The sequence below is a fragment of the Veillonella sp. DNF00869 genome (genome assembly GCF_001553345.1).
Taxonomy (GTDB): domain Bacteria; phylum Bacillota; class Negativicutes; order Veillonellales; family Veillonellaceae; genus F0422.
This window is the reverse complement of record NZ_KQ960749.1, coordinates 60,015-73,033: the sequence shown is the minus strand read 5'-3', so window position 1 is coordinate 73,033 and position 13,019 is coordinate 60,015. Positions and strand designations below refer to the sequence as shown.

Here is a 13,019-nt window from a genome sequence, read left to right as displayed (position 1 = left end):
AGGATGCAGTAATTGATGGGTGTCAAACGCTTTCACGGTACACTGAAATATGCAAATTATGATATAATAGAGGAAATGAAAGCATATCGCGTTACGTTAGTAAGGAGGGCCCATGAGACCATTTGTACATCTGCATAGTCATAGTGAATATAGCCTCATTGATGGCATTAGCCGATTGCCACAAATGGTGAGTCGTGCGAAAGAACTCAATATGCCTGCCCTAGCGTTAACGGACCATGGTAATATGTATGGAGCCATATATTTTTATAAAGAGGCCATGGCACAAGGTATCAAACCCATCTTAGGATGCGAAGTGTATGTGACCGAAGGCAGTCGTTTTGACCGCCCTGAAGGTAAGACCTATGAACGATTAAAGCATTTAATTCTCTTAGCAGAAACCATGGAAGGATACGAAAATATTGTAAAAATTGTATCTAAATCCTCTACAGAAGGGTTCTACCGCAAGCCGCGTGCTGATCGAGATTTGCTATCTACCTACAATAAAGGAATTATTGCTTTGAGTGCTTGTATTGCAGGAGAAATTCCGCAACTGATTTTACAGGACAACATTGAGGGCGCTCATCGTGCTTTGGAATGGTATCTTGAGACCTATGGAAAAGAGAACTTTTTCTTAGAGATTCAGAACCATGGAGATCCTAAGGAATTACGTGTTCAAGATGTGTTGGTAGATATGGCGGAGCAATATGGTGTGGGACTTGTATGTTCTAATGACTTTCACTATGTTTATGCAGACGATGCGGAAGCTCATGATATTAAGGTATGTATTGCTACGGGTGCAAGGCGGAATGATGTAGATCGCATGAAGTTTTTCAGTAATGAGTTTTACATGAAAAGCGGCGATGAGATGGAAGAACTCTTTGGTCATATTCCAGAAGCTTTGGATAATACCTTGAAGATTGCGGAACGTTGCCATGTAGAGTTCAATTTTGATGCACACCATTTGCCAAAATTTGATGTACCAGAAGGGGAAACAGCACATTCTTACTTGCGTAAAGTTTGTGAGTCCTATATTCCTCAATTCTATCCAGAGGTAACACCGGTATTACAAGAGCGACTAGATTATGAGTTAGGTGTTATTAGTCGCATGGGCTTTGAAGATTACTTCCTCATCGTTTGGGACTATGTTAAATATGCTCGTGAACATGGGGTACTAGTAGGCCCGGGTCGTGGTAGTGCAGCAGGGTCAGTGGTAGCCTACTTATTAGGGATTACAGGTCTAGATCCTATTAAATACGATTTGCTCTTTGAACGGTTCTTGAATCCGGAGCGGGTGAGCATGCCCGATATCGATATCGACTTCTGCTATGAAACTCGGAATAAGGTCATCGAATATGTGACAGAAAAATATGGACAAGAGCGAGTAGCACAAATTATTACCTTCGGTACCGAAGCGGCTCGTGCTGTTATTCGTGATGTAGGTCGCGTGCTAGATATGCCTTTGCCAGAGGTGAATCGATTAGCTAAGATGATTCCCAATGAGCTAGGTATCACTTTGAAAAAATCTTTAGAGGTAAAAGAACTCAAAGATCTATATGAAAGTGATGCATCGGTAAAAGAACTATTTGATCTTTGCTTGCGCTTAGAAGGCATTGCGAGAAACTCTTCTACCCATGCGGCGGGGGTCGTAATTTCAGCAGCACCATTAGATGAGTATGTGCCGGTACAAAACTCCAATGAAGATGGTTTTGTCACGCAATATGATAAAGATAATATCGAAGAACTAGGCCTATTGAAGATGGACTTTTTGGGACTTCGTACGTTGACAGTGATGGGTGAGGCACTACGCCTCATTAAGGAAAATCATGGTGTTGAGCTAGACTTGGATGCCATCCCGTTAGATGACAAGGCATCTTGTGAAATCTTATGTAAAGGGGAAACAGCAGGGGTCTTCCAGTTAGAATCGGAAGGGATTACAAAATTAGTAATGGATTTGAAGCCAGAACATTTTGAAGATTTAATTCCTTTAGTGGCCCTCTATCGTCCAGGACCGTTGGGATCGGGCATGGTAGAAGATTTTATCAAGCGTCGTCATAAAGAAAAAGAAGTGACCTATTTACATCCTATATTAGAGCCTATTTTAGAGGATACATTTGGGGTTATCCTATACCAAGAACAAGTTATGCAGATTGCCTCTGCTATGGGGGGATTCTCCTTGGGGCAGGCGGACTTAATGCGCCGTGCCATGGGTAAGAAAAAGGAATCTGTACTAAAAGCACAACGAGATTCCTTTGTGTCTGGTTCTGTGAACAATGGTATCGATGAGAAGCTAGCCAATGAAGTATTTGATCTCTTGCTATATTTCGCAGGTTATGGATTTAATAAATCCCACTCTGCCGCTTATGCCTATATTGCATATCAAACGGCGTACCTGAAAGCCCATTATTTCCCAGAGTTTATGGCTGCTACTATGACAAGCTTTATGGGTAATATGGATAAAATGACGAATTATATCAATGTGTGTAAAGCGAAACAGGTGGCTGTATTAGGACCAGATATCAACCATTCGGAGCGTATGTTTACCGTACAAAATGGACAAATTCGTTTTGGTTTAGGTGGTATCAAAAATGTAGGTGATAATGCTATTGAAGAATTGCTTGCAGAGCGTAAGGCCAATGGACAATTTACATCCATTGTTGATTTTTGCGAACGCATTCCGTATCGTGTGGTGAATAAGCGCTTGTTAGAAAGTTTAATCCGATGCGGGGCGATGGACTCTTTCAAAGAAAATCGTAATCAGCTATTGCAGATTTATGAACAAGCCCAAGGGATTGGTTCTAAAGGACAAAAAAATAGTGCCTTAGGAGCGGTGAGTCTCTTTGCGGAGGTAGAGGAAATGGAAACTATCCATGTTCCTAACCTGCCAGACTTGCCCAAAGAGCTGAAACTAAAAGATGAAAAGGAATATACCGGCTTTTATATTACGGGCCATCCTTTAGATGCCTATCGTGATGAATTGGAAGGGCTGTTTCAATTAGGGCGCTTAGCAGAAAATCCAGAAGATTTTGATGGCAAAACTGTTACTATTGGTGGATTGATTACGGAAAAAGTAGATCGATTAACGAAAGCGAAACAGGAAAAAATGTGCACCTTAACCTTGGAAGATTTCACAGGCACCGTACAAGTGGTAGTATTCCCACAAGGGTATCAAAAAAGTCATATGCTATTGCAACGGGATGGTGTGGTAGCTATCGAGGGACGCATTGATGCGGATGAAAAAGGTGTGCAATGCATTGCTAGTTCCGTACAATTATTGAAAGTAGAATATGATAGAGTACGACAGATTCGTATTCATATTGATATAGCTCATGATACACCGCAAGTGAGCCAACAATTACAAAAGCTGTTGCAAGAATTACAAGGAGATACACCAGTCACTCTATTCTTGCAACGTCAAAAACGCAGCTTAGCGGTGAACCGTAGTTTTTATTTCACCCCATCAAAAGAATCTATTGGGCGTGTGCAAGCCTTACTAGGGGCCAATGCAGTAGAGTTACTATAAGGAGATAGAAATGAATAAAAAAACAAAGATTGTTTGTACCATGGGACCTAGTACAGATAGTTTAGAAATGGTAGAATCCTTATTGCGAGCAGGTATGAACGTGGCACGTTTTAACTTCTCTCATGGTTCTCATGAAGAGCAAGCAAAGCGTATGGAGCTCGTTCGCTTAGCCTCTACTAGAACAGGTATTCCAGTGGCATTAATGCTAGATACAAAAGGCCCTGAAATTCGCCTTGGCTTATTCAAAGAAGGCAAAGTGTGTTTAGAAGAAGGACAAGCTTTTACGTTGACTACAAGAGATGTGGAAGGAACGAAGGAGATTTGCTCCGTGAATCATGCGGGATTGCCAGAAGATGTGAAAGAGGCAAAACAAATTCTCTTATCTGATGGATTAGTGACATTGCGTATTGATTCTATCGAGGGCACGGAGATTCATACGACTGTTATGAACACGGGTATGATGAGCAATCGCAAACGAGTGGCTGTACCAGGAGTATCCTTATCCTTGCCGCCAGTGTCGGAACAAGATGAAAAAGATTTGGTATTTGGTTGTGAAATGGGTGTGGACTATGTAGCAGCTTCTTTCATGCAACGGGCCAGCGATGTAGTGGCAATTCGTCGTATTTTGGAATCCAAAGGGGCAGATATTCGTATCATTTCTAAAATCGAAAATGAAGAAGGTCTTAATAATTTAGATGATATTTTAGAAGTCTCTGATGGATTAATGGTGGCTCGTGGTGACTTGGGTGTAGAGATTCCAGCCGAAGAAGTGCCTGTATTGCAAAAAATGATGATTCAAAAATGTAATGCCGCCTCCAAGCCTGTGATTACAGCGACCCAGATGTTAGAGTCCATGGTAACCAATCCAAGACCTACAAGAGCAGAAGCTAGTGACGTTGCGAATGCCATATTAGATGGTACTGATGCGGTCATGTTATCTGGGGAAACTGCAGGGGGGGACTACCCATTGGAAGCGGTAACAACTATGGCTCGTATTGCAAAAGTAACAGAAACATCTGATTTATATGTGAATAGTAATCATACAGTACCGTTAGAAGAAGCAAAAACGACAGATGCTATTTGTTCTGCTACTGTTGAAGTAGGACGTTCTTTGGGAGCTGGTGCGATCATTACTTGTACTGAATCGGGTATTACAGCTATGAGTATTTCTCGTCATCGTCCAAACTGTCAAATTATTGCAGTCACACCACATGAACATGCTGTACGCCGTATGCAGTTATACTGGGGGGTGACACCGATTCAAGGACCATCCCACTCCAATTCAGATGAAATGGTACACTGCGCTATGAGTGCCGCCTTAGGAGAAGGATTGATTCAATCTGGTGATTTAGTGGTTGTTACAGCTGGTGTGCCATCTGGCTTATCTGGTACAACTAATATGATTCGTGTTCATGTCACTGGTAATGTATTGACCAAAGGTCGTGGAGTTGGTAAACTATCTGTAACGGGACCAATCCATCACGCTGATTCTACAGAGTCTATGACAGATGGAAGTATTCTAGTAGTTCGTGATTTAGAACCTGAATATATGGAATTAGCGAAACGAGCTGGTGCTATTATTACCGCAGAAGAAGGATACACATCGACAGCAGCTATTGCAGGCATTCAATTTGGTATTCCTGTTATTTTAGGTGCTCATGAGCAATCGCAATTGACAAATGGTCAAGTGGTAACAGTCGATGGTATTCGTGGTAATGTCTATGAAGGTATTGCAAACGCAAGATAGGAGGTAATTATGGAGTATCATATTCCTACACAAGCAGATACAGTGGTAGTAGAAGAAATTGTAAATCGTAAATTGCGCAATTCTATGCTTTGGATGGTGTGGGGCTTATTGACTACAGCCATCATTGGGTTTATGGCGTTGACGAACTCCAGTTGGTTGCGCTTTGCCCATTCCAACTTTAATATCATTTTGTTAGCTGAAGTGGCGGTAGTGTTCTTATTTTCCTTCCGTCAATACACGGCGTCTAACACATTTTTGAAAGCTATGTTTTTCCTCTATTCTATTATGAATGGATTGACCTTGACCGCTATCGCGTTACACTATTCCTTTGAGGTGGTAGTATATGCTTTAACAGGGGCTGTAGCGGTATTTGGTAGCTTTGCCTTTTTAGGAGTAGTGGTAAAAAAAGATTTGTCTGGATTAGGCACATTTTTAATGGGTGCAGTGATTGCGCTACTCATTGCTAGTTTGATTATGATGTTCTTTGGTGCTAGCGACTTTGGATTATTAGTATACAGCTATATAGCCGTAGGGATTTTTTCTTTATTTACCATGTATGATGTATATCGCATTAAACGGACCATAATGGAAGTAGCTTATGAAGATGAAAGTGTTCTGGAACGTGTTGAATTGATTGGTGCTTTAGGTTTATATCTAGATTTCATCAATATTTTCATCAATCTACTTCGCGTTTTCGGTCGTCGGTAATGTATCGTTAATTTGTGAGAGCACATTTATAAAAGGGGGGAGCTATAAGCTCTCCCTTTTAGTATGCAAATCTTTCGATATATGAGATAATATATAATAGATTAACACAAGTAAGGAGGTTGTATATGGAAGCAAAAGAATGGCAAACCTTCGTCACAGTGGTGGAAGAAGGCAATATTACGAAAGCAGCAGAAAAATTATTTCTTTCACAACCTGCATTAAGCTATCGATTAAAGCAAGTAGAAGATATTTTAGGGCGTCCCTTATTAATTCGTGCTAATGATGGCATTGCGTTAACTGCAGAAGGCGAGCTGTATTACGATTATTGCCGACGTATGATTCGGTCCCGGGAGGAATTGCGACAAAATATTGGAAAGGTGACGGGAAAAATACAAGGTACCTTAAAAATTGCTGCATCCATTAATTTTGCGGACTATGAGTTGCCTCATTTACTCAATAATTTCACAAAACAGTATCCTAAGATTCGTATTGAAGTAAAGACAGGGTATAGCTCCCATGTGAATAAAATGTTTAATTCTGGAGAGGTGATGATTGCCTTTGCCCGTGGTGAATATAATCATGTGCCGAATGGTGTGCGTCTTTTTGATGAACCCTATTGTTTAGTCTATAAACATCCTGTAGATTACAAGGAATTACGAGATATTCCGATGCTTAACTATCGCACGGATGGATCCATTGCGACAGTGGTAGAAAATTGGAAGAAAGAACATAGCGTGGGGGATGTGAGACCAGCCATGGAACTGGATTCTATGGTGACTTGCCGTCACTTTGTGCGAGAAGGATTAGGTTGGGCTATTTTACCATATTTAGGACTTGGTAGTTGCCGTGAACATGGTATTTATGTAGAACCTTTGCGGATGAAAGATAATCGTCCATTGGTACGTTCTACCTATTTGTTCCACGATGAAGTAAGTACAAAGCTTATTGCAGTGAAAACTTTCATTGATTATGTAACAGAGTATTACGAAAATCATCAAATCGTTACATTATCGGGATATACAAGCTAAGAGGCTGATGTGCGTATGGTAAGGATTTACAACTGTCAGGTATTTTTGTCCATAGATATAAGTATACAACTTAATGGATTTGTATATATTTGGTCAGCAAAAAATATGTCCCTGACTACGTATATAGATAGATAGGGGTTACATGTCTGGTCGAACAAGGCCTCATAGTTGATAAAGCGTATAAAGTATTACATATAAAGAGCGCAGCTAATTGAGTTGCGTTCTTTTTGTATGTGGTTTGCATTGTAGTTGGTACTTTTGTATATTAGTATGCTTGAGTTTTTACAATGTATAGATTTTTCTAATGCTAATATTTGATTAGTTTATAATACTATTAACAGACTGTTAATGTATATGAAAGTAGCAATTATTATAGATATATATCATGAAAATAGGAACAATTTAGTAGGAATAACATAAAAACCGCATGATACCTATGTTTATAATGTATTCTCTAAATGCATACATGAAGGCTTTTTGATGATAATAAAATTTTTATAAGCCTTATAAAGGATTTTTATTTTTACCTTCTGAAATGATTGGATATAATGAGAGCGTAAAAAGACCTAGACATTTGCACGTTCTAGTATTCTAGTAAGTGGTGAACCGCCCTTATATACATTCATTTATATATATATTAAGTTTCACGTTTATAGAAAGTATGAGTGCAAGCAACATAGGCAATGTATTTATATCTTATGTAGTAAGGAGACACAAGATGAACAAAAAAGTAATCAATGCTTTGATTATGTTGTTAATCCCAATCGTGATCTGGTATAGCCCAGCTCCAGAAGGATTAGCAGATGGTGCTTGGAAACTATTTGGTTTCTATTTAGCAGCTATCGTAGGCTTAATTTTGAAGCCATTTCCAGCTCCTGTAGTAGTATTATCCGCTATTGCAGGTTCTGCATTATTTTTGGGTAACACAAAAGCAGTTCTTTCTGGTTATGCTACAACAACAGCATGGTTGGTATTCTCTGCATTTGCTTTATCTGTAGCATTTGTAAAGACTGGTTTAGGCCGTCGTATTGCGTATCATCTAATCAATGCATTTGGCGGTACAGTACTTCGTTTAGGCTATGTAACGGCTTTATTAGACGGAATCATTTCCCCAGCTACACCATCTAACACTGCTCGTTGTGGTGGTATCGTATTCCCAATCATGAACTCCGTAGCGAAATCCTTGGGTTCTGAACCTGGTGAAACAGCGAACAAAGCTGGTCGTTTCTTAATGGTTAATACGTACATGGTAACAAAAGTTACGTCCTTAATGTTCCTAACAGCGATGGCACCAAATGCACTAGCAGGTGACTTCATGGCAAAAATGTTAGGTGTACATTTAGATTGGGGATTATGGGCATTGGCTATGTCAGTACCAGGCATAGTAATGTTATTAATAGTTCCATATGTAACATACTTATTAAACAAACCAACGTTGACTACAGTTGACAATAAGAAAATTGCGGCAGAAGGCTTAGCAGAATTAGGACCTATGACTAGCGCTGAAAAAACATTAGTTGGTATTTTCATCTTTGCATTAGTAGGTTGGGCATTGCCTTCTATCTTAGCAGCATTTGGTATTAAATTTAAAATTGATGCTACTGCAGTAGCTATTGTAGCTATGGTTGCTAGTTTCTGCTTAGGCGCGATTAAATGGGATGATATGGTTGCCAATAAAGGTGGCTGGAACACATTGATGTGGTTCGGTGGTATCATCGGTTTATCTGATGCGTTATCTAAAGCAAAATTCTTCGAATGGTTAGCAGATGTAATGCAAACACATCTTCACTTCGGAGATAATGGATTTGTAGCACTTGTTATTATCGGTATTATTTCCGTAGCAATTCGTTACTTATTTGCATCTGGATCTGCTTATGTAGTAGCAATGCTACCTGTATTCTTGGCAGTAGGCCCAGCAGCAGGTGTAAATCCTATGGCATTAGCATTAGTGCTTTGTGCATCTAACTCTTATGGTGGTGCATTAACACACTACGGCGGAGCAGCAGCACCAATCGTATTTGGCGCAGGTTACAATGATGTAAAAGATTGGTGGATTACTGGCGGTATTATCGCTGTATTGTGCTTAACCCTTACATTCGTAGTAGGCTATCCATGGTGGGGTATGCTAGGCATCCTATAGGACAAGGTAATTTGTATAGTCAGAGTCTACAGGGGAAATACCTCTGTAGAACCTGACTTTTATGCTATATTTTGATGTAATAGAAAGGATTTGCTATGAAACATCTAGTGAAAGCAGCTATGGCTGGCTTTGATGAAAAAAATGATGTATTGGTAACGGTTGAACCAATTGCATCTGGTATCGAAGTAGAATTAAAATCAAAAGTTGAGCGTGCTTATGGTAAGCATATTCGTGCTTTCATTGAAGCCACTGTAAAAGAAGCAGGCTTCGATGGCGTGAAAGTAACAGCTATCGATAAAGCAGCTTGGGATTATACTATTAAAGCCCGTGTATTGGGTGCATTAGAAAGAGGGAGCGAAGCATAATGAGCCAATTAACTGAATTAGCAAAAAAACGTTTATCTCGTTCCATGATGTTCGTACCAGGTAACACGCCTAAAATGATTAACAGTGCTGATATCCACGGTGCAGACTCCATCATGTTTGATATTGAAGACTCTGTAGCAGTCACTGAAAAAGATACAGCTCGTTTATTGACAGCAGAAGCTTTGAAAACTTTAAAATTCAAAGGCGAAACAGTGGTTCGTATCAACCATCCTACACAAACTCCATATGGTTATGCTGACCTTGATGTGATTGTACCAGCAAAACCTGACTTGATTCGTCTTCCAAAAACTGAAGATGTATCTGAAGTAGAAATCGTTGCTAAGAAAATTGAAGAAGTAGAAAAAGCGAATGGTTGGGAAGAAGGCACCATCAACATTATCGTAGCTATCGAATCTGTAAAAGGTTTATACAATGTACGTGAAATTGCACAAGGTCCTCGTGTAGTAGCGATCGCTCTTGGCGCGGAAGACTACCGTGCTGACCTTCGTACAGGTAAACATAAACCAGCTCATGAATTGTTATTTGCTCGCCAAACGATCCTTCATGCAGCTCGTGAAGCAGGTATCCGCGTGCTTGACACAGTATTCTCAGATGTGAAAGACCCACAAGGCTTCCGTGAAGAAGTAGAATTCATTAAAGCTCTTGGTTATGATGGAAAATCTTGTATTCACCCAAGCCAAATCAAAATTATCCATGAAGTGTTCACTCCAGATGAAAAAGAAATTGCTCATTCTGTGAAAGTGTTGAACTCTTATGCAGAAGCACTTCGCAACAATAAAGGCGTTATCGCTGTAGATGGTAAAATGATTGACGGTCCTATCGTAGTACGTGCACAACGCGTGGTAGATAAAGCCCGTGCAGCAGGAATCAAAGTAGAGCTTGAGGAAGGAGCAGAAATCGATGTTAAATAAAATTGGTCGCGATATTCCTATGGAATTAGAATGCCTTCAAGGTCGTCGTCTCTATGAAGGACAATTTGCAATGACAGAAACTGCAGTTCGTGCAGGTAAACCAGTGAAACTTCACACTCCAGGCGAAGATAAATTAGTAGGCTCTATCGATGAAGCTATTGAAAAAGTAGGTCTGAAAGATGGCATGTCTATTTCCTTCCACCATCATTTACGTAATGGTGACTATGTAATGCAACTTGTGATGGACCGTGTACAAGCTAAAGGAATCAAAGATATTACAATCCTTAATTCTTCCTTAGCACCTTGCCATGAATTCTTAATCGATATGATTAAAGATGGTACAGTAACAGCCATCGAAACATCTGGTCTTCGTGATGCATTGGGCAAATTCTTAAGCTTGAACCCAGGCGTATTAAAACGCCCAGTAGTAATTCGTTCCCATGGTGGACGTGCTCGTGCCGTTTGCACTGGGGAAGCTCATATTGACGTAGCTTTCATGGGCGTACCTGCTTGTGATCGTCGTGGTAATGCGACAGGCCGTAAAGGTAAATCCGCTTGCGGTGCGTTGGGTTATGCTATGGTTGACTCTCACTATGCAGACCAAACTGTATTATTAACAGATAACTTAATCGACAATGTATACCCAATCTCCATCCCTCAAACAGATGTAGATTACATCGTAGAAGTAGAGGCTATCGGTGATCCAGAAGGTATCGCATCTGGTGCTGTGGGAATCACAAAAAATCCTGTACAAATTAAAATTGCGGAAATGGCCGCAGAATTCCTTGATGAAGCGGGGATTATCCAAGAAGGTTTCTCTTTCCAATTAGGCGCTGGCGGAGCTCCATTAGCAGTAGCTAAATTCATCGGTGAAAAATTAGAGAAAAAAGGCGTTGTTGGTGGATTCGGTGTTGGCGGTGCTACAGGCGTACTAGTAAGCATGCTTGAAAAAGGTCACATCAAAGCGATTTATGATACACAAACATTTGACACAACAGCAGCGGCATCTTTGGATACAAATCCAAATCATATCGAAATGAGCGCATCCATGTACGCAGACCCTACAACAGACTGCATGACAAACTACTTAGATGTAGTATTCTTGGGCGCTACAGAAATCGATACAGATTTCAACGTAAACTGTATGACTGACTCCAACGGTATCTTGATGGGTGCATCTGGTGGTCACTCTGATACAGCAGCAGGCGCAAAAGTAACTGTTATTACATGCCCATTGATTCGTGGTCGCTTGCCAATGATTCGTGAACGCGTGGAAACAGTTATCACTCCAGGTGAAAGTATCGACGTTTTGGTAACAGAACGTGGTATCGCGATCAATCCAAATCGTCAAGATTTAATTGAACGTTTCAAAGATTCTAACTTGCCAATTTACACAATTGAAGAGTTACAACAAATGGCGTACGACATGGTTGGTAAACCAGAAGGTATTGAAGTATCTCAAGATCCTAAAGATGTAGTAGCTATCATCGAATATCGTGATGGATCTATCATCGACGTAGTACGTAAACCATTACTATAATTACATACTGTCAAATACAAAAGGATTGAACTCAACGAGTTCAATCCTTTTTGTATATCTAGTATATGTATATGCAATAGACTATTATATAGTGCTTTTTATATAGGTAATAAAGGTATGAACAGCTCTACGTTGTAGGGAATTTGCTTGATAATAAAGCTTTGTTTCTCGTAATAGAGGAGTACCATCTTCCCATAGTAATGGATCAAAGGTAAATTCATCAGAGAACCTTCCCAATCCTGTTTCTGGGAGAACAGACCATCCTAAATTTTTTCTGATGAATTGTCGACATGTAGCCATGGTATCAACTTTTATACTATCGTTGGGAGGGACTTGGTAATGCTGTTTCCACCATTTATCGATGATAGTATATAAATCATGGGCTGTTGCATATCGTATAAATGGCAAAGTCAAGATGTCTTCTCTGGGCATAGGTTTAGAAGGTAAAGACGTATTGGTTACTAAACCGATGCGATCTGTATGAATTAACAATGATTCACCGTCAATGGATTGAGGACCGCGAATAATAGCAACCTCTACCTCATTAGACTGAAATAATTGAGCTATTTTAGAGCTAATGCCAGTATAAACTTCTAACTTTACCTTTGGATAGGCTTGCGTAAACCCTGATAAAATATCAGGTAACATATAATTGGCATAGATGCTTGAGACGCCAAGCCGTAATGTTCCTGTTACTTCTTTATTATAATTGGATAGAGTGTTTTCAAATTCACGCTTTCTATGTAGCATATCTAAGGCATAGTGATAATATAATTCCCCTGTTTCTGTTAAGGTAACGCCACGAGATGTACGTATAAATAAAGGTTTATTGAACTGCTTTTCTAGTTGCTGTAAACGATACGATAACGCAGGCTGAGAGATATATAAACGATTGGCTGCCTTCGTCATATTTCCCTCTTCTGCAATAGCAATAAAAAAATGCCAATCTTTTTCCATAGTTTCCATGGTAGCCCTCCTTTAATAAAAATATTTTATCACATAAGATAAATGTAATCTATTTTATTTATTTACTTACAAC

General features: G+C 39.8%; 9 protein-coding genes. 8 read left to right on the top strand and 1 reads right to left on the bottom strand.

Features of this window, described 5'->3' with window-relative positions; translation table 11 throughout:
* Positions 1-112 precede the first annotated feature (112 nt).
* The 8 genes from HMPREF3032_RS00455 to citF all read left to right on the top strand — a co-directional run bounded on the left by HMPREF3032_RS00455 (position 113) and on the right by citF (position 11,980).
* Complete coding sequence (locus HMPREF3032_RS00455; RefSeq protein WP_062401022.1) at positions 113-3,520, top strand: DNA polymerase III subunit alpha; 3,408 nt, start codon at positions 113-115, stop codon at positions 3,518-3,520.
* Between the two features lie 10 nt (positions 3,521-3,530).
* Positions 3,531-5,267 (top strand): pyruvate kinase, encoded by a 1,737-nt coding sequence (pyk, locus tag HMPREF3032_RS00450; RefSeq protein ID WP_062401021.1) that lies wholly within the window; start codon positions 3,531-3,533, stop codon positions 5,265-5,267.
* Positions 5,268-5,276: 9 nt separating this feature from the next.
* Positions 5,277-5,975 (top strand): Bax inhibitor-1/YccA family protein, encoded by a 699-nt coding sequence (locus tag HMPREF3032_RS00445; RefSeq protein WP_062401019.1) that lies wholly within the window; start codon positions 5,277-5,279, stop codon positions 5,973-5,975.
* Positions 5,976-6,100: 125 nt separating this feature from the next.
* On the top strand, positions 6,101-7,003 hold the full coding sequence (locus tag HMPREF3032_RS00440; RefSeq protein ID WP_062401016.1) for a LysR family transcriptional regulator: 903 nt from the start codon (positions 6,101-6,103) through the stop codon (positions 7,001-7,003).
* Positions 7,004-7,721: 718 nt separating this feature from the next.
* Positions 7,722-9,143, top strand: a complete 1,422-nt coding sequence (locus tag HMPREF3032_RS00435) for an anion permease (RefSeq protein WP_062401015.1) — start codon at positions 7,722-7,724, stop codon at positions 9,141-9,143.
* Between the two features lie 95 nt (positions 9,144-9,238).
* A complete protein-coding gene (locus HMPREF3032_RS00430) occupies positions 9,239-9,508 on the top strand; it encodes a citrate lyase ACP (protein ID WP_009352869.1) in 270 nt (89 codons plus the stop codon).
* Positions 9,508-10,440: an HpcH/HpaI aldolase/citrate lyase family protein gene (locus HMPREF3032_RS00425; RefSeq protein WP_009352816.1), complete on the top strand. Its 933-nt coding sequence runs from the start codon at positions 9,508-9,510 to the stop codon at positions 10,438-10,440. The genes HMPREF3032_RS00430 and HMPREF3032_RS00425 overlap by 1 nt, the downstream gene beginning before the upstream one ends.
* Positions 10,430-11,980, top strand: a complete 1,551-nt coding sequence (gene citF, locus HMPREF3032_RS00420; RefSeq protein WP_062401013.1) for a citrate lyase subunit alpha — start codon at positions 10,430-10,432, stop codon at positions 11,978-11,980. Before HMPREF3032_RS00425 ends, citF begins: the two co-directional genes overlap by 11 nt.
* Before the next feature lie 84 nt (positions 11,981-12,064).
* Here the strand turns inward: citF and HMPREF3032_RS00415 are convergent, their stop codons facing one another.
* A complete protein-coding gene (locus HMPREF3032_RS00415) occupies positions 12,065-12,946 on the bottom strand; it encodes a LysR family transcriptional regulator (RefSeq protein ID WP_062401011.1) in 882 nt (293 codons plus the stop codon).
* Positions 12,947-13,019 lie beyond the last annotated feature (73 nt).

What these genes read in the sequence shown, in the direction of transcription:
- HMPREF3032_RS00430 (WP_009352869.1), top strand. Translation starts at nt 9,239, where the DNA reads ATGAAACATCTAGTGAAAGCAGCTATGGCTGGCTTTGATGAAAAAAAT.
- HMPREF3032_RS00440 (WP_062401016.1), top strand. Translation starts at nt 6,101, where the DNA reads ATGGAAGCAAAAGAATGGCAAACCTTCGTCACAGTGGTGGAAGAAGGC.
- citF (WP_062401013.1), top strand. Translation starts at nt 10,430, where the DNA reads ATGTTAAATAAAATTGGTCGCGATATTCCTATGGAATTAGAATGCCTT.
- HMPREF3032_RS00445 (WP_062401019.1), top strand. Translation starts at nt 5,277, where the DNA reads ATGGAGTATCATATTCCTACACAAGCAGATACAGTGGTAGTAGAAGAA.
- HMPREF3032_RS00455 (WP_062401022.1), top strand. Translation starts at nt 113, where the DNA reads ATGAGACCATTTGTACATCTGCATAGTCATAGTGAATATAGCCTCATT.
- pyk (WP_062401021.1), top strand. Translation starts at nt 3,531, where the DNA reads ATGAATAAAAAAACAAAGATTGTTTGTACCATGGGACCTAGTACAGAT.
- HMPREF3032_RS00425 (WP_009352816.1), top strand. Translation starts at nt 9,508, where the DNA reads ATGAGCCAATTAACTGAATTAGCAAAAAAACGTTTATCTCGTTCCATG.
- HMPREF3032_RS00415 (WP_062401011.1), bottom strand. Translation starts at nt 12,946, where the DNA reads ATGGAAACTATGGAAAAAGATTGGCATTTTTTTATTGCTATTGCAGAA.
- HMPREF3032_RS00435 (WP_062401015.1), top strand. Translation starts at nt 7,722, where the DNA reads ATGAACAAAAAAGTAATCAATGCTTTGATTATGTTGTTAATCCCAATC.